This window comes from Lysobacterales bacterium (genome assembly GCA_016721845.1).
GTDB lineage: Bacteria > Pseudomonadota > Gammaproteobacteria > Xanthomonadales > Ahniellaceae > JADKHK01.
This window is the reverse complement of sequence record JADKHK010000003.1, coordinates 315,451-333,032: the sequence shown is the minus strand read 5'-3', so window position 1 is coordinate 333,032 and position 17,582 is coordinate 315,451. Positions and strand designations below refer to the sequence as shown.

The following is a 17,582-nucleotide window of genomic DNA, read 5'->3' as shown; positions in this document are numbered from 1 at the left end:
GCATGCTGGCGGCAAAGGGCGAACGCAAAGGCATCGACCTCCGGCGCATGACCTGCATCAGGGCGGTTGCGTTTGTCATGTGACAGCGCGCACACTTCCACACTTACCGACATTGATCGACCTTGGGGGTCGTATGCGACGGATTGCTGCACATATTCTGGGTGTTCTGGCACTGTGCATCGCCGGCAGCGCTGCCGCCCAGGATTATCGCTACGCCGTTTACGTCGATCGCGACGTCAATGCTGCCACCGGTTGCAGCGTCGTCCTTCCGGGCGGCACGGTCAACGGCGCCGAGGTGCGCGTCACCGCCAATGTCACCGGGACCACGGTCAGTTCGGTCACCACGGCGACCTGTGCCAGCGGCAGCTTCGGTGCCGAGTCGGCCTCGGGCGGACCCCACCCGGTCGGCCTCAACAACGGCGAGTCGGGCGCCGATGTCATCGAATTCGCGGCCAGTCGCGGACTGTTCGGCAGTGCCAGCGTGGTCCGTCTGACCCTCGCCAGCGAGAACGGCACCCTGGCCTCGACCGACTTCGTCGATCTCACCCAGGCCGGTGGACCGATCTTCCTGGCCCTCAACCGTGTCGCGATTCCCGCCCTGGGTGCCTTCGGTCTGTTGCTGCTGGTCGGCGCGCTGGTCTTTGTGGCGTCGCGACGACTGCGCCTCGGCATGGCCACCATCGGTGCATTGTTGATGGCTGGTGCCGTCTGGGCCGCGAATTTCGCGACCGATGGCGCGATCGGCGACTGGTCCGGAACGTCGCCGTTGGCGACCGATCCATCCGGTGACGCGACCGGCCCGGACATCGGGGCCGATGTGGTGGCGCTGTTCGGGGCCGAAGAGAACGGCCGCGTGTTCTTCCGCGTCGATGCCGTCGATGTCGAAAATCAGGCGCCGATCGCGGCAGCGCAGTCGCAGACCTATCTCGAAGATGCGGCCGCACAAGTCATCACGCTGACCGCCAGCGATGGCGATGGCGACCCACTGACCTTTGCCATCCAGTCGCCGCCGACCCGCGGCACGCTGGGCGCGATCACGCCGATCAATGCGACCTCCGCGTCCGTGACCTACACGCCGAATGCCGACGAGTTCGGGGCCGACAGCTTCAGCTTCGTCGCCAACGACGGCATCGTGAATTCGTTGCCCGCGGCGGTCAGCATCACCTTGACGCCGGTGAACGATGTGCCGGGCTTCACCGCCGGCCCGACCGTCACCATCGTCAAGGACATCGGCGCACAGACCGTCGACCCGTGGGCAACCGGCATCAGTGCCGGTCCGGCCAACGAGTCGGCGCAGACCCTCAGCTTCACGATCACCGCGAACGACAATCCCGGCCTGTTCAGTGTTGCCCCGGCCGTCTCGCCGACCGGCGTGCTGACCTTCACGACCGCGACGAACATCAATGGCACCGCCAATCTGAGCCTGCGCATCCAGGACAACGGCGGCGTGGCGAATGGTGGCGTCGACACTTCGGCGGTGCAGAATTTCATCATCACCGCGACACCGGTGAATGACGCGCCCAGTTTCACCAAGGGCGGCGACCAGACCGTGCTTGAAGACGCCGGCCCGCAGACGGTGAACCCGTGGGCGACCGCCATCAGCGCCGGCCCGGCCGACGAATCCGGCCAGACCCTGACTTTCAACGTGACCGGCAACACCAATGCCGCGCTGTTCAGCGCCGGCCCGGCGGTTAGCCCGACCGGTGCATTGACCTACACGCCGGCCGCAAATGCGAATGGCAGCGCCACGATCACGCTGACCCTGCAGGACAACGGCGGCACCGCGGACGGTGGCGCCGATACCTCGGCACCCCAGACCTTCGTCATCAACGTGACGCCGGTAAATGATGCACCAGCCTTCACGGTCGGACCGACGGTCACCGTGCTCAAGGACATCGGCGCGCAAACGGTGGATCCGTGGGCGACCGGCGTCAGTGCCGGTCCGGCCAACGAGTCCGCGCAGACGGTGAGTTTCACGGTCACCGCGAATGACAATCCGGGCATGTTCTCGGTGCAGCCGGCGGTGTCGCCGACCGGTGCGCTGACCTTCACGACGGCACCGAATGCGAACGGCACGGCCAACCTCAGTCTGCGCATCCAGGACAATGGCGGCGTGACGAATGGCGGCGTCGACACCTCGACGACGCAGAACTTCATCATCACGCTGACTGCGGTGAACGATGCGCCGAGCTTCACCAAGGGCGCGGATCAGACCGTTTCGGAAGACGCGGCGCCGCAGACGGTGAATCCGTGGGCGACCGCAATCTCGGCCGGTCCGGCCGACGAGTCGGGTCAGGCCCTCACGTTCAACATCACCGGCAACACCAATGCCGCGCTGTTCAGCGCCGGCCCGGCGGTCTCCCCGGCAGGCGTGCTGACCTACACCCCGGCCGCGAACGCGAACGGCAGTGCCACGATCACGCTGACCTTGCAGGACAACGGCGGCGTCGCGAACGGCGGCGTCGACACCTCGGCGCCGCAGACGTTCGCCATCAACGTGAGCGCCGTCAATGACGCGCCGGTGAACACGGTACCGGCGGGCCCCTTGTCGACCGGCGTCGGCGTGCCGCTGGCCTTTACCGGCCCGAACAGCATCAGCGTGGCTGACCTCGACGCCGCGGCCGGCAACATCACGACCACGGTGTCGACGACCATCGGCACGCTGAGTGCGACCGCGCAGAATGGCGCGGTCGTCACCGGCAGCGGCAGCAACAGCGTGTCGATCACCGACATCGTCGCCGACGTCAACGCGACCCTGCAGACGCTGAGCTTCAACAGCGCCGCCGGCGGCACCGGCACGATTTCGGTGCTGACCAGTGACCTCGGCAATACCGGAAGCGGTGGTCCGCAGTCCGATACCGACCTCATCGCGGTCAATGTCGATGCCGCGCCCGCCGTGCTGAGCACGACGCCGGGCGAAGGCGCGATCGTGCCGAACAACCAGGCGCTGGTGATCAACTTCACCGAGCAGGTGGATGTCGGTGCCGGCATCACCCTGACCTGCAGCGCCGGTCCGGTGACCCTGAGCAACACGACCGGCAGCAATGTGGCGAGCGTGACCCCGACCTATGCGGGAACCCTGCCGAGTGGCCCGTGCGTGCTGAGCGTGCCGGCCGCAGCGGTGACGGACGTGGATGTCATCGATCCGCCGCAACAGATGGCCGCACCGTTCGCGTTGAATTTCACGGTCGACGCCGCCCCCGCAGTCACGACGACGACGCCGGCCAACGGGGCCGGCAATGTCGCCGCGAACGCGACGATCACGGTGAACTTCAGCGAAAACGTCAACGCCACCGCCGGCGCCTTCGCGCTCGATTGCGGTGCCGGTGCGATTGCGCTGAGTCCGAACACCATCGCCAACGCCGGCACGATCACGATGACGCCCGCTACCGCGCTGCCGCCGACCAGCACCTGCACGGTCACGGTGGCCGCCGCCAACGTCACCGATGCCGACGCGGTCGACAATCCGGACAATCTGGTCGCGAATTACGTGTTCTCGTTCACCACCACCGACCCGGCGCCCACGGTCACGACCACCAATCCGCCCAATGGCGGCAGCGCCAGCGCGGCCGGCAACATCGTCGTGAACTTCAGCGAGAACGTGAATTTCGGCACCAGCAGTTTCACGATCAACTGCGGCGGAACGCAGACCTACACCGTGACCGGCACGGGTACCAATCAGGCCACGCTCGATCCGACGGTCAACCTGCCGCTCGGCGCCTGTGCCGTCACCGTCGTCGCGGCGCAAGTCACCGATACCGACGCGGTCGATCCGCCGGACACCATGGCGGCCGACTTCAACTTCAGCTTCACCGCCACCAATGCACCGCCGGTGCTGACGGCGGGCGGCACGCTCAACTACACCGAGAACGATCCGGCGACGGCCATCGACACGACGATCACGGTGGCCGATCCGGACACGGCGACGCTGGCTAGCGCGACCGTGACGATCAGCGCCAATTTCGCCGCCGCTGAAGATGCGCTGGCGTGCGCGTCCGCGCCTTGCACTGCGGGAGGCATCGTTGTCGGCGGCAGCGCCGGCGCGTTGACCTTGACCGGCTCGGCACCGCTGGCGACCTATCAGGCGGCATTGCGCGCTGTCACCTATGTCAATTCGTCGAACAATCCGTCGACGCTCGCGCGCACCGTGACCTGGGTCGGGAACGACGGCATTGCCGCGAGCACGGCCGTCACCAGCACCGTCAATGTTGCCGCGGCCAATGATGCCCCGGTCGCCAATGCGATCAGCCCGGCGGCCTTCAATGAAGACACCCAGAGCATCGTCACGCTGAGCTACAGCGACGCTGAAGGCGACCTTGCCACCACCTGCGCGATTTCTGCGCCGGTCAACGTGACCGTGACCCAGGCCTGTGCCTGTGCGGCCGGTGTCTGCACGGTCGGTGTGACCGGTTCGCCGCTGAACTACAGCGGTGCCGCGAGCTTCGGTTACACCGTGACCGCGGCCGCACAGGCCTCGAACGTCGCGACCGCGACCCTGTCGATCCTGCCGGTGGACGATGCCCCGGTCGCGAATGCGATCAGCCCGCCGGCCTTCAATGAAGATGTGCAGAGCCTCATCACGCTCAGCTACACCGACCCGGACAGCGATCTGGCGACCACGTGTGCGGTGGCAGCGCCCACCAACATCACCGTGACCCAGGCTTGCGCCTGCGCTGCGGGCGTCTGCACCGTCGGTGTCACCGGTACGCCGACCAACTACAACGGCGCGGGAAGCTTCACCTTCACGGTGACCGCGAATGCCGTGCTGTCAAACAGCGCCACCGCGACCCTGTCGATTCTGCCGGTCAACGACCCGCCGGTTGCGGCGAATATCACGCCAGCGGCCTTCAACGAAGACACGCAGAGCCTCATCACGCTCAGCTATACCGACCCGGAGAGCGATCTCGCGACCGCCTGCGCGATCACCGCGCCGACCAATGTCACGGTCACCCAGGCCTGCGCCTGTGCGGCCGGCGTCTGCACGGTCGGGGTGACTGGCGCGCCGCTGAATTATTTCGGTTCGGCCAGCTTCGCCTACACGGTGACTGCGGGTGGCCAGCCCTCGAACAACGCGACCGCGACCTTGACGATCAATCCCGTCAACGATCCGCCCGTGGCCGACAACGAGGCCTATGACTTCATCGGCAATACCGAGTTGCGCGTCGATCTGGCCGCCGGCACCACACCGAACACCACGACCGGTGCCGGTACTGGCGTGCTCACCGGTGACAGTGATCCGGTCGAGGGCAACGCAATCACCGTCAGTTCGATCACGGTCGGTGCCTGCACCGACAACGTCGCGCCACTGACTTGCACCGATGCCGCCGTCGGCACCGTCGCCATGAACGCCAACGGCAGCTTCAGCTTCGTGCCAGCCGCAGGTGATGCCGGTGCGACTGAATCGTTCACCTACATCGTCACCGACAACGGCACACCGAGCCCGGCCAGTTCGGCCCCGGCGACCGTTACGCTGACCCGCTTCAACCGCGTCTGGTACGTCAAGAACGACTCGGCTGCAGGTGGGAACGGAACCTCGGCGACGCCGTTCGACACGCTGGTCGAGGCGCAGACGGCCTCGGTCGCGAACGACACGATCTTCGTCTACTTCGGCACCGGCACGACCAATGGCCAGAACGCCGGCATCGTGCTCAAGAACGGCCAGTCCTTGCTTGGCGAATTCGAAGGGCTGTCGCTGCCGGTCAATCTGAATGCCAATGGCGCACCTACGGTACTGGTGCCGGTCCCGACGGCCACTGCTTGCGGCGGCGCACCGTGTCGTCCGTTGATCGGAAACTCTGGCGCCGGCAGCAATGTCGTGGCGGCGACCGATGTCATTCCCGCGGTCATCGGTGGATTCCGTATCGACCCGCCGGGCGGCGCCTCGAATGCCATCGACGTCACCACCAATGTCGCGTTCGTCGGCACGGGCACGCTCGATATCCGCAACAACATCGTCATCGACGCGGGCGCCGAGGGCATCGACATCAATGCCAACGGCACCGGTGCCAATGCGCTGACTTTGCTGCTCCACGACAACCAGTTGCAGGCAACGACCGGCAACGCGATCGATATCGTGCGCACCGCCGGCACGCTGACAATCACTGCGTTCGACGACAACGTGGTCACCGGCGCGGCGCTCGCCAACGGCATCGTGGTCACCGGCGCGACCTTCGACACGGTCGCCGGCAATCCGATTGTGGCGGTACCTGGCGGCACGACGACCATCGGTGTCAGCGGTGATGGTGTTGGCACGGGTGGCCTGCTGCTCACGACGGTTGTCGGCGAACTCGCGTTCACCGATCTCGACATCTTCAATGGTGCCGGTACCGGTCTTGGCGTCACCTCCACGGGCGCACTCAACGCGGCGGCCGGCACCGGTTTCCGCATCTCGGTGCCTGCAGGGGTCGCGACCGTCGACACCAGCACCGGTCCGGCGGTATCGATCAACAACGCCTCGATCTCGTTGCCACTCAACTTCCTGCGCAGCACCAATTCGACGACCAATGGCGTGTCGCTGGTCAATGCCTTCGGCGCGCTTGCGGGCACGGCGCTGTCAGCCAGCGGTGGCCAGATCACCGATCCGGGAGCGGCCTCCGGAACCGCAGTGAACATCAGCGGCGGCACCGGCAACATCACGCTCGCCCTCCCGATCACGAACAGCTCGGGACGCGCGGTCGACGTGAATACGCGGGCCAGCGATACCGTCCTGTTCTCGGGCGCCGTCGCCGAAACCGGCACCGGCATCTCGCTGACCAACAACGGCGGCGCGACCATCAATTTCACCGGTGGCCTGACCGCAAGCACCGGCACGAACGCCGCGTTTGCCGCGACGGGCGGTGGCACGGTCAGTGTGACCGGCGCGACGAACACGCTGGCGACGACGACCGCGACGGCATTGAATGTCGCCAACACCACGATCGGTGCGGGTGGCTTGACGTTCCGGAGTATTGCCGCCAACGGTGCAACCAACGGCATCGTGCTGAACACCACGGGTGCGGGTGGCCTGACCGTCACCGGAACTGGCGCGGCTGGAACCGGCGGCACCGTGCAGAACAGCACGGCGACCGGCATTCTGCTGAACTCGACTGGCCCGGTGAGCCTGAGCTCCATGGTGGTGTCCGGCAGCGCCGACGACGGCATCAACGGCGCGTCGGTGAATGGCCTGACCTTGACGGGCCTGAGCTTGGTCAACAACGGCAATTCGACGACCGATGAAGGTCTGGAGTTGACTCAGTTGAGCGGTGCGGCATCGTTGACGAGCAACACCTTCACCGGCTCGGCGCACAACCACGTCTACCTTCAGAACACGAGCACGACGGTTTCCTCGCTGGCAATCACGAACAATACGTTCAATGCCAACAATGCGGCGACCGGCAACCATGCCCTACTGATCGAAGGCCTGACCGGAGCGCCCACCTTCACCAGCATCAACATCGCGTCGAATCAGTTCATCAGTGCGCAGTCCATCGGTGTGCAGGTCGCTGCAAACAACACGACGTCGATGCCCAGCCTGACGATCAGCGGCAATACGTTCACCAACAACATCCTGGCCGTCGACGTTTCGTTGATCCAGGCGGCGAACGTGACCTTTACCGCATCGAACAACATCGTCACGACGAATCGTGCATCCGGCAGTCATGCGCTCAACTCGAACCAGGGCATTCCGAGCACCGGGACGGTGCAAGGGCGCATCGCGAACAACACGATCGGTACGGCCGGCGTCACCGGCTCGGGTTCGCCGATTGGCAACGGCATTCGTGTTGTCGGCAACGACAATGGCACGAAGCGCTACATCGTCACCGGTTCGACGATTCGGGAAACCCGTCAAGGTCGAGGGATCGAGATCGTGAATCGCAACGGTACCGGGCCGATGGACGCCACCGTCACCAGCAACAATGTGAACACCGACGCGCAACCTGCAGACCTCCCCCTGTCTGGCATCATCGTCCAGTCCAACTGCGCGGCCACCTGCAACACCCTGCGCGCCGACATTGCGACCAACACCGTGGCGGTGCCCTCGGGAGGCTGCGCATTCGACCTGACCGGTGTCTGTCTGGCCTTGGTACGCACCGGCGCGACATCGACTTGCCAACTGGTCGATCGCGTGCCGACGGGCGCAGCAACCGCCAATGCCGAACTTATCGCGAACAATCCGGCGAGCTCGAGCACGTCGGCATCGGCCGCGTGCACTGTGATTCCCGGTCCGATCGTGGTGCCACCGTGAGCGGCCTCTGTCTATTCAACTGTGAATCGGGCGGCGGCGTCGCCTCGACCCAAGGGAGTGTGTGATGGCTGAGCCGTTCCTTTCCGAAATTCGCTTGATGAGTTTCGGTTTTCCCCCCAGAGGCTGGGCGTTGAGTGATGGGCAACTCTTGCCAATCAACCAGAACCAGGCGTTGTTCTCATTGCTCGGCACGACCTTCGGCGGCGACGGGCGCGTGAATTTCGCCTTGCCGGACCTGCGTGGGCGCACGCCGATTCACGTCGGCAGCGGCCACACCTTGGGTGAGCGAGGTGGCGAACAGGCGCATACGCTCAGCATCGCCGAATTGCCCCAGCACACCCATGTGGCCTATGCCGCCCAGCAGGCCGGTGCAGCCTCGCCGGCTGTACCAGTAGGCAACCTGTTCGCGAAAACGACATTGCCGCTGTACCACGCTGCGGATACCAACCTGACGGCCCTCGCTGCGTCGACGGTCACGAATATCGGCGGCTCCCAGGCGCATCTGAACATGCAGCCATACCTGACCCTGTCGTTCTGCATCGCCCTGCAGGGCATCTTCCCGTCGCCGACCTGAGGAATATCGATCATGGCCCAACCCTATGTCGGCGAGATCCGCATGTTCGCGGGCAACTTCGCCCCCGCCGGATGGATGTTTTGCGAAGGCCAGTTGCTGCCGATCAGCGAAAACGAGACGCTGTTCCAGTTGATCGGCACGACCTATGGCGGGGATGGCCAATCGACCTTCGCACTGCCGGATTTGCGTGGACGTATCCCGATCCACCAAGGCAACAGCTTTACCCTGGCCGAAACCGGCGGCGCCGAAGAAATCACCCTGACCATCAACCAGATTCCGGCCCATTCTCACCCCTATCTCGGCACCCAGTCGCCCGCGACGGACACGAATCCGCAAGGCAATGTCGTTGCCCAGGCCACGACCTTCGATCCCTACCAGTCGACCCCTGGTGCCATCGCAATGGCGGCACAGTCGCTGTCGTCCGTAGGCGGAAGCCAGCCGCACACGAACTTCCAGCCCTACCTGTGCGTGAACTTCATCATCTCGCTGTTCGGCATTTTCCCGAGCCCAACCTGAGGAATCGGACATGGATCCGTTTGTCGCAGAAATCAGGATTTTCCCCTTCAACTTTGCGCCACGAGGTTGGGCTTGGTGCGATGGGCAGCTGCTGCCCTTGTCTCAGAACACCGCGTTGTTCTCGCTTCTGGGCACCACGTACGGTGGCAATGGCAAGAGCAACTTCGCGCTCCCGGATTTGCAAGGTCGGGCGCCAATGCACCCGGGGCAAGGGCCAGGCTTGTCCTTGCACGATCTCGGCGAAACCGGGGGTTCGGAGACCGTTACGCTCCTCGAGAGCGAGATGCCGGCACACATCCACTCGGTGAACGCGAGCGGCGCACCTGCGGATGCGCAGACGCCGGCAGGGTTCTCGCCGGCACGCGTGATCGGGACCTTGCCCTATCTCGCGCCCGCGGGTGCGACGCTCGTCCCGATGTCGACGAGCACGATCGCTCCCGCCGGCGGCGACCAGCCGCACAACAACATGATGCCGTACCTGACCTTCTACTTCTGCATCGCGCTGCAAGGCGTGTTTCCGCCGCGCACCTGAGGACAGTTCCATGCAACGTCGATCATTCCTGAGAAATGCCGTTTGCGTGGGCGCCTGCGCCAGCCTGTTCGCGCCGATCAAGGACGTGCTTGCGTCCGAAGACGGGTCGACCGGGAAGATCGGACTCAAGTTCCAACAACTCGAGATTGGCGATGCGTCCTCCTCTGCCGCGTCGCTGAAGGTGCGCGTGTCGCCGCGCCAATTGGCGGCGGCCGACGAGCCGCTGCGCGTGCGTGCCTGGTTTGCGACCGATTCCGGTGTCCAGGCGTTCGACCTGGCGAGTTTTGGTCGGGGTGGCGCCAGCCAGGGATTGCGCTTCCATGCCGACACCCGACGCTTGCTCGGCTTCGAGCTGGTCCACGGCCGCGCACTGGATGACTGCCTCGTGGCGGCCGGCTGCATGGTCCAGGGCGCATTCTCGTCCGGGCTGGGTGCCGGTCGATATCAACTGTCCGTGCATCGCGATGGCCACGACCTCGCCGCCGTCGACCTCGACGTGAGTCCTGTTGCCGCGTGAAGGCTTCGGACCTGCGGTCTGCGATCGAGCAGATCGTGGCTGCACTGAATCGGCAGGCCGGTCGATGGTGCCTGCGCGACGAGGTCGAGGCCGACCAGCCCTTCGTCGACGCCTTGTACACCGCGATCCGCTGGGATGAGCTGGCGCCGGTGCCGTGGCCGGACGAGGCCAAGCGCGCCTTCCTGCGCGAGCAGTCGCGGCTGCAGGCCGACCATTATCGGCGCAACTATCCGGGCGCGGCGCTATGCGTGATCGAGCGCGACCAGGTACCGGTGGGCCGCTTCTACCTGTACGCGTCGCCAAGCGAATTCCGGCTGATGGACATCGCGCTGCTGGCCGAATGGCGAGGGCGCGGCGACGGCGAGCGCATGCTGCGGGCCCTGATGCAGGTGGCGCAGGAACAAGGCCGCAGCATCACCCTGCACGTCGAACCGAACAACCCGGCACAGCGGCTGTATGCCCGACTCGGTTTCGAACTGCGCGAAGACAAAGGCGTCTACCACTTTCTCGGCTGGACACCACCGCTCAGTTGAACACCGCCTCGTAGAGCGGACCGCGTGCGTCGGGCTGCAAGGGCACCAGGAACACGTCGATCTCGCCGAGTGCGGGGTGCGCCAGCCGGAACGTCGCCTGTGCCAGCCGGTGCGTGTGCGACGTGAAGATCAGCGCGAACGGCTGCGTGCGCGGGGACGGCGACTTCAGGCGCGCCACGTCCAGCAACGCCAGCACGTCCGCCGTTCCGTTCACGGCAAATCGCTGACCGACCAGCGGGTCGAACTGTTCGGGCGTGAGCGTGGCGAGATCGAGCATGCAGCCTCCAATCGGGCGCGCAGCCTCGCGCTTCGGGCTGCCTGCGGTCAAGCCTCTGCGCTAATCTCGCCGCAGAGACGGAGATCCCCATGAGCGCGTCGATCGACCTGTACAGCTTCATCCATTTCGATCGCGGCTCACGCGTGCGCTGGCTGGCGAACGAGCTTGGACTCACGATCAAGGAGCATCGTCTCGATGCCCGCGCCGGCGAGCACAAGGGTGCGGCCTATCGGGCCGTCAACCCGACCGGCCTGGTTCCGGCGATCGTGCAGGATGGCGTCACCCAGTTCGATTCGGCCGCGATCTGCCTGCATCTGGCCGAAACCCATCGCGACGCCGGGCTCGCGATTTTCGAGGGTGAAGCCGGTCGCGCCGAATTCCTGAGCTGGTACTTCTTTGCCGCCAGCACGATGGACGCCGCAACCTATCCGTTGATGGTCTACAAGATGTTCCAGCCCGACCCGGCGATGCTGGAAGCCTCGACCCAGCGCCTGATGACCCATCTGGCGACACTGGATCGGCGCATGCTCGACCGCGATTGGGTCTGCGGGCGCTTCACCATCGCCGACATCCTGTTCGGGCACGGGCTGGAATTGCAGCGTCGGTGCGACGTGAACTTCGCCGAGTTTCCAGGACTGGCCGCCTATCATGCGCGCTTGAAGGCGCGACCGGCCGGGGCCGGCCTGTTCGCGAACTGAGAGCGACTGCGCTTGCCGAAAGCGGCACCGCCTCGCCAGAATGCCGGGCCCGCCTGCTGATCGCGGCGGCGCCGGAACCGAATCGGGGAGAGTCGTGTGACAGGCATTCTGGTCGTCGAGCGTTCGGCGACATTGCATCATCTGCTGACCCGCACGCTGCAGGCGGCGCAGACCGGTTCCTGGTCGGAACTCTCCAGTTACGCCGACACGCTCGACCACCTCAGCCGCGCTACCGACATGGGCCAGCCCTATGGCTTGCTGATTCTCGGCGCGCCGGCACGCATGAGCCGTGACTTCGAGGACCTGCTGATCTACCTGCGCAATCCGCGCGTGCGCAAGACCGCGGTGCTGCTGCTCGCCCACGAAAAGAACCCGGCCATTGACAGCTTCGTGTCGGATCGGCCGGACGCGCAGTTCCTGCTGTGGTCGAATTTCTCGCGTATCCCGACGGTGATCGGCCAGTTGCTGCCCCAAGCGGCGCCCGTGGCCGCGCGATCGATCGACAGTGCCAGCCCGCAGCTCGAGAGCGCGATTTCGCTGCCGGCACCGACGGTTGATCTCGCTGCGATCGGCGCGTCTCCGACGCCGCTGGCGCCGGTCGACAAGCTTGGCATACGCGTGCTGTTCGTCGACGACTCGGCCAGCATCCGGCTCGCCTACAAGCAGCTGCTCGACCGCAACGGCTATGACTGCGACACCGCCGGCACCATCACCGAAGCCTTCAACAAGGCCGCCGCCGGACACTATGACCTGTTCATCGTCGACTACTTCCTGCCGGACGGCAACGGCGACGAGTTGTGCCGGCGACTGAAGGCGCTGCCGGCGACCGCGAACGGCACCATCGCCATCATCACCGGTACGTACCGCGAAGACGTGATCAAGCGCTGTCTCGAAGCCGGTGCGGTGGAATGCACGTTCAAGAACGAGGCCAAGGAATTGTTCCTCGCGCGCATGGGCGGTCTGGCGCGACAGATCCGTCTGCAGAAGAACGCCGGCAGCGAACGCCAACGCCTCGACGGCATCCTCGGTTCGGTCGGCGATGGCGTGTTCGGCGTCGATGCCCAGGGCGTGATCAATTTCGTGAACCCGACGGCGCTGCGCATGCTCGGCCACGACGACGAGTCGGCCCTGCTCGGCATGAATGCCCAGCACGCCATCCATCATTCCGATGAACAAGGGCGCGCGCTGCGCGACGAGGATTCGCCCTTGCTGCAGGTGTATCGCAGCGGCGAGTCGGTCGCGCGCATCGAGACCGTGTTCTGGAATGTCGAGCGCGAGGCGGTGCCGGTGGAGTGCTCGGTGCTGCCGCTCGAATTCGGCGGTCGGCGCGAAGGGTCGGTGGTCGTGTTCCGCGACATCGGCGAGCGCCGCAATACCGATCGCCTGCGCTGGGAGTTGATCCACGATCCGCTCACCGGATTGTTCAACGGGCGTCATTTCGCGCAGTTGCTGGCACAGGACATCGGGCGCCGACGCGAGCACGGCGGCTACGGCGCGCTGCTCTATTTCGATGTCGATCGTTACACCCACATCGTCGATGCCGGCGGTCCCGCAGTCGGCGATCGCCTGGTCGCCGATTTCGCCGAAGCCTTGGGCAAGCGCCTGCGCGAAGGCGACGTGCTGGCGCGGCTCGAAGGCGATCGCCTCGCGCTGCTGCTGACCGGCGCCCAGCTCGACCATCTGTTCTCGCTGGCGGACAGTTTCCGCGAGCTCGCACACAGCTGCTACTACACGGTCAACCAGCATCGTCGCCATGCCACGGTATCGCTGGGCGTTGCGGTGGTGTCGCGCGACACGCCGAGTGCCGAATACGTGCTCGAACACGCGCGCGTCGCGTGCAAGACCGCCAAGCATCGCGGTCGCGACCAGACCCAGATCTGGGTCGGCGAACATGACACCCGCATCGCGCGCGAACTGGAAGCCGGCTGGACCGCCAAGCTGCGCGAAGCGATCGAGGAAAACCGCTTCGAATTCGACGTGCAGCCGATCGTGCCGCTGGCGGCGCTGCCGCAGAACGAATCTGAAATCACCGAACAGCAGGGTTGGCGGCTCGGTGCGCCGGGCCACGAGATCTTGTGCGAGCTGCTGCTGCGCATGCGCGACAAGCGCGGCGAATACGTTTCGCCGGGCGTGTTCGTGCCGCTGGCGGAACGTGTCGGGATGATGCCGAAGATCGACCTGTGGGTGGTGCAGCACGCACTGGCCGAACTGGGTAGCCGCCGCGATCTGTTCGGTCGTATCGCGTTCAACATCAACCTGTCGAACCAGACCCTGGCCGATTCCGAATCGATGGCGCTGATCACCAATGCCATCCGTGCTGCCAATGTGCCGGCGCGGACGCTGGTGTTCGAGATCACCGAGACCAGCGAGATGACGTCGATGCACACCGTGCGTCGGTTCATGAATCAGCTGCGCGAACTCGGCTGTCGCTTTGCCCTCGACGACTTCGGTACCGGGTTTTCATCGTTCACGCACCTGCGCCACCTGCCGGTCGACTTTGTGAAGATCGAAGGCAGCTTCGTCGAGGGCATGGCCGACAATGAGCTCGATCACACCATGGTCGAGTCGATCGCGAATCTGGCGAAGTCGATGAAGCTGGCCGTGATCGGCGAGCATGTCGATTCCTATGCGACCCTGGTCGCACTGCGCCAATGCGGTGCCGAATACGCACAAGGTCATTGGCTGGGCGAACCGCGGCGGCTCGCGGGCCTGGATCTCGCGGCCCTGCTGCCGCGCTGACGATGCCCGGCGAACGCAGCCTGCGCATCGCGATCGGCCTGTTCCTCGCGCTCGCGGCTGCGAGTCTGATCGGGCCCTGGTTGCGTCCCTTCGATGCCTGGCAGACCGATTGGGCGCAGTTGCAGATCGCGCCGGGCATCACCCATGGCCACTGGCTCGGCTCGGATGCGATCGGTCGCGACGTGTTCGTGCGCACGCTGCTGGCCGGACGTGTGTCGCTGCTGCTCGGCTTCGGCGCCGGCGCGATCGCGCTGCTGTTCGGGCTCGCTTACGGCGCACTCGCCGGCACGCTGGGCGGGGGCGCCGAACGCCTGATGATGCGTGCGCTGGATGTCGTGTCGGCGCTGCCCTTCCTGTTGATCGTGGTGCTGCTGCTGACCCTGTTCGGGCGCAGCGGCACATTGCTGGTGGTCGCGGTCGGTGCCTATGCCTGCATCGATCTCGCGCGCATGCTGCGGGCCGAAGCAGCGCGCCTGCGCGTGCTGCCCTTCGTGCAGGCCGCGCGTGCGCTCGGCGCCGGTCCGTGGTGGCTGCTGACCCGCCATATCGCGCCGAACCTGCTCGGGTTTGCCGTCGTCTACCTCAGCCTCGCGATACCGCAGGCCATTCTGGTCGAGTCCTTCCTGAGCTTTCTCGGTCTGGGGCTCGACGAGCCTTCGGTCAGTCTCGGCGGCCTGTTGGCCGAAGGCGTTCAGGAACTGGAGGACGCGCCATGGGTCTTGCTGGCGCCGGCCGGTTTCCTGGCGCTGCTGCTGATCGCCTTCACCCTGCTCGGCGATGCGTTGCGCGCGCGTCTGCAGCAACGCGGTGCGGCATGAGCGTGGCCAAACTTGCGCTGCGCGGACTGGCGGTGCGTTATCGCGACGGCAGCGCGGTCCTGCGCGATGTCGGCTTCGATCTCGCTGCGGGTGAATGCCTGGCCGTGCTCGGCGAGTCGGGCAGCGGGAAGTCGACGCTGGCGCGTACCGTGATCGGGTTGTTGCCAGCGACTGCCGTGAGCACCGGCGAGATGCGCTTCGACGGCGAGATCATCGACCCGGCCCTGTCGCCGCGCCTGCGCGGACGCCGCATCGGCATGGTCTTTCAGGACGCCGCGGCCAGCCTGCATCCGCTGCGCCGGATCGGTACGCAACTCGACGAAGCCTTGCGTCGCATCCAGGCCGGCCGCACGGTTGCCGACGCACTGGGCGAAGTCGGCCTCGACGCGTCGCCGGCGTTTGCCGAGCGTTTTCCGCACGAGCTCTCCGGTGGCCAGCGGCAACGCGTGATGATCGCGCTGGCGCTGGCCGCGTCGCCCGATCTGCTGATCGCCGACGAGATCACGTCCGCGCTTGATCCGCTGGCCGCACACGCGATGCTCGATCTGCTCGCGCGCCTGCAGCGCGAGCGGCGGTTGACGATGTTGTTCATCAGCCACGACCTGCACATGGTCCGGCGCATCGCCGATCGCGTTCTGCTGCTGCGCCATGGCGCGATCGATACGCTGGTCGACACGGCCACGTTCTTCACCACACCGCCCAGCGACTACGCGCGATTGTTGCTGGCGGCGATCGAGCGCGGTCCCACGCCATCGCCGGTCGCCGGCGAACCGGTGTTGCAGGTACGGGCACTGTCGGCCGACTACGGCAATCGCCCGGCCCTGCGCGACATCGATCTGGACTTGCCGCGTGGCGGTGCGCTCGGCGTGATCGGCGCTTCCGGCAGCGGCAAGTCGACTCTGGCGCGGGTGTTGCTCGCCCTGCAAGCGGGACAGGCGCGCCGGCTGCACATCGCCGGTGCCGACCCCTTCGTGCTGTCGCGCGCGGCCCGCAAGGCCTGGCGGCGGCGTGTGCAAATCGTGTTCCAGGATCCCGGCACCGCGCTCGATCCGGGGATGACGGTGGCGGAGACCTTGCGCGAGCCCTTGCGTCTGCATGGCATCGGCGACGCCGTCACGCAGTCGGCACGGGTGCTCGAACTGCTGGCCGCGGTGCAACTCGACGCGACGCTGGCCACACGCCATCCGCGCCAGTTGTCGGGTGGACAAAAACAGCGCGTCGCAATCGCCCGTGCGCTCGCGCTGGAGCCCGAGCTGCTGGTCTGCGACGAAGCGGTATCGGCGCTCGACCTGTCGGTCCAAGCCGAAATCCTCGCGTTGTTGCGCGAGTTGCAACGGGCACGTGGCCTGAGTCTCGTCTTCATCTCGCACGATCTCGCCGCCGTGCGCGCACTCTGCGACCGCGTGCTCGTGCTTGAACAGGGCCGTGTCGTCGAACAAGGCACGACCGTCGATGTGCTGGCGCGACCCCGGCACGCACACACGCGGGCTTTGCTGGCGGCGAGCGCCTGAATTGCCAGCATTTGGACTGCTGACCGCCACCCCGGCGGCCGCTTCTGCTTGCGCCGAGTCATTCTTGAGGAGTAGATTCAAGACATTGTCGCAAGAGGCTGATTTATATGTGGCTTCTGATTGCCATTCTCACCATGCCCCTGATCCTCCTGGCCAGTCTGCGCCGGGTCCGCGAGGGCGAAGCGGCGCGCCTGCAGCGGTTCGGTCGGCCTGCCGGCGTGCTGCCGGCCGGTGTGCACTGGTTGCTGCCCGGTGAGGCGATTGCGACGCGCGTTTCCCTGCTCGGCCGCCATCTCGAGTTGGCACCGCGACGCGTGCATGCCGGCGCCTACAGCGCGCGCGTCGGTGGCCGCGTCTACTTCCAGGTGCTGGATGCCGAGCGCGTGCAGACCAGCGATGCCGGCGTCGACGCGCGCGTGCACGACGCCTTGCTCACCCAACTCACCGGTTCCTTGCCGCAACTGGCCGAGTTGTCGCCAGGCGAGCGCAATCACTGCCTGCGCGACGATCTGCGCCAGTTGCTGCGGCAGGACGGAATTCTGCTGACCCGGCTCGAACTCGCGATCGAGACCAACTGCATCGGCTGAACGGTTGTCGGCATCGTGCCGGCTGCGGATACTCGCGATCCTTCCACGGCGGGATC

At 65.9% G+C, this 17,582-nt stretch carries 12 protein-coding genes; 11 read left to right on the top strand and 1 reads right to left on the bottom strand.

The window, feature by feature from the left end:
- Positions 1 to 133 precede the first annotated feature (133 nt).
- From IPP28_01740 to IPP28_01715, 6 genes are all read left to right on the top strand, one after another.
- Entirely contained in the window at positions 134 to 8,224 is an 8,091-nt protein-coding gene (locus tag IPP28_01740; protein ID MBL0039776.1) for a tandem-95 repeat protein, read from the top strand.
- Between the two features lie 64 nt (positions 8,225 to 8,288).
- Positions 8,289 to 8,798, top strand: coding sequence for a phage tail protein (locus IPP28_01735; GenBank protein ID MBL0039775.1), 510 nt, complete (start codon positions 8,289 to 8,291; stop codon positions 8,796 to 8,798).
- Positions 8,799 to 8,810: 12 nt separating this feature from the next.
- On the top strand, positions 8,811 to 9,314 hold the full coding sequence (locus IPP28_01730) for a phage tail protein (protein MBL0039774.1): 504 nt from the start codon (positions 8,811 to 8,813) through the stop codon (positions 9,312 to 9,314).
- A gap of 10 nt (positions 9,315 to 9,324) precedes the next feature.
- On the top strand, positions 9,325 to 9,846 hold the full coding sequence (locus IPP28_01725) for a phage tail protein (GenBank protein MBL0039773.1): 522 nt from the start codon (positions 9,325 to 9,327) through the stop codon (positions 9,844 to 9,846).
- 10 nt (positions 9,847 to 9,856) lie between these two features.
- Positions 9,857 to 10,363, top strand: a complete 507-nt coding sequence (locus IPP28_01720; GenBank protein ID MBL0039772.1) for a hypothetical protein — start codon at positions 9,857 to 9,859, stop codon at positions 10,361 to 10,363.
- Positions 10,364 to 10,398: 35 nt separating this feature from the next.
- On the top strand, positions 10,399 to 10,896 hold the full coding sequence (locus IPP28_01715; protein MBL0039771.1) for a GNAT family N-acetyltransferase: 498 nt from the start codon (positions 10,399 to 10,401) through the stop codon (positions 10,894 to 10,896).
- Here the strand turns inward: IPP28_01715 and IPP28_01710 are convergent.
- A complete protein-coding gene (locus tag IPP28_01710; GenBank protein MBL0039770.1) occupies positions 10,889 to 11,173 on the bottom strand; it encodes a hypothetical protein in 285 nt (94 codons plus the stop codon). The two genes, IPP28_01715 and IPP28_01710, sit on opposite strands and share 8 nt — an antisense overlap.
- A gap of 89 nt (positions 11,174 to 11,262) precedes the next feature.
- Between IPP28_01710 and IPP28_01705 the strand changes: the two genes are divergently transcribed.
- From IPP28_01705 to IPP28_01685, 5 genes are all read left to right on the top strand, one after another.
- Complete coding sequence (locus IPP28_01705) at positions 11,263 to 11,871, top strand: glutathione S-transferase family protein (GenBank protein MBL0039769.1); 609 nt, start codon at positions 11,263 to 11,265, stop codon at positions 11,869 to 11,871.
- 96 nt (positions 11,872 to 11,967) lie between these two features.
- The gene (locus IPP28_01700; GenBank protein MBL0039768.1) at positions 11,968 to 14,610 is read left to right on the top strand and encodes an EAL domain-containing protein; all 2,643 of its coding nucleotides are present in this window, start codon (positions 11,968 to 11,970) and stop codon (positions 14,608 to 14,610) included.
- Between the two features lie 2 nt (positions 14,611 to 14,612).
- Entirely contained in the window at positions 14,613 to 15,428 is an 816-nt protein-coding gene (locus IPP28_01695; GenBank protein ID MBL0039767.1) for an ABC transporter permease, read from the top strand.
- A 17-nt stretch (positions 15,429 to 15,445) separates the two neighbouring features.
- Positions 15,446 to 16,939 (top strand): ABC transporter ATP-binding protein, encoded by a 1,494-nt coding sequence (locus IPP28_01690; protein ID MBL0039766.1) that lies wholly within the window; start codon positions 15,446 to 15,448, stop codon positions 16,937 to 16,939.
- Positions 16,940 to 17,073: 134 nt separating this feature from the next.
- Positions 17,074 to 17,526: a hypothetical protein gene (locus tag IPP28_01685; protein ID MBL0039765.1), complete on the top strand. Its 453-nt coding sequence runs from the start codon at positions 17,074 to 17,076 to the stop codon at positions 17,524 to 17,526.
- Positions 17,527 to 17,582: the final 56 nt, after the last annotated feature.

What these genes read in the sequence shown, in the direction of transcription:
- IPP28_01730 (MBL0039774.1), top strand. Translation starts at nt 8,811, where the DNA reads ATGGCCCAACCCTATGTCGGCGAGATCCGCATGTTCGCGGGCAACTTC.
- IPP28_01710 (MBL0039770.1), bottom strand. Translation starts at nt 11,173, where the DNA reads ATGCTCGATCTCGCCACGCTCACGCCCGAACAGTTCGACCCGCTGGTC.
- IPP28_01740 (MBL0039776.1), top strand. Translation starts at nt 134, where the DNA reads ATGCGACGGATTGCTGCACATATTCTGGGTGTTCTGGCACTGTGCATC.
- IPP28_01705 (MBL0039769.1), top strand. Translation starts at nt 11,263, where the DNA reads ATGAGCGCGTCGATCGACCTGTACAGCTTCATCCATTTCGATCGCGGC.
- IPP28_01720 (MBL0039772.1), top strand. Translation starts at nt 9,857, where the DNA reads ATGCAACGTCGATCATTCCTGAGAAATGCCGTTTGCGTGGGCGCCTGC.
- IPP28_01725 (MBL0039773.1), top strand. Translation starts at nt 9,325, where the DNA reads ATGGATCCGTTTGTCGCAGAAATCAGGATTTTCCCCTTCAACTTTGCG.
- IPP28_01735 (MBL0039775.1), top strand. Translation starts at nt 8,289, where the DNA reads ATGGCTGAGCCGTTCCTTTCCGAAATTCGCTTGATGAGTTTCGGTTTT.
- IPP28_01685 (MBL0039765.1), top strand. Translation starts at nt 17,074, where the DNA reads ATGCCCCTGATCCTCCTGGCCAGTCTGCGCCGGGTCCGCGAGGGCGAA.
- IPP28_01695 (MBL0039767.1), top strand. Translation starts at nt 14,613, where the DNA reads ATGCCCGGCGAACGCAGCCTGCGCATCGCGATCGGCCTGTTCCTCGCG.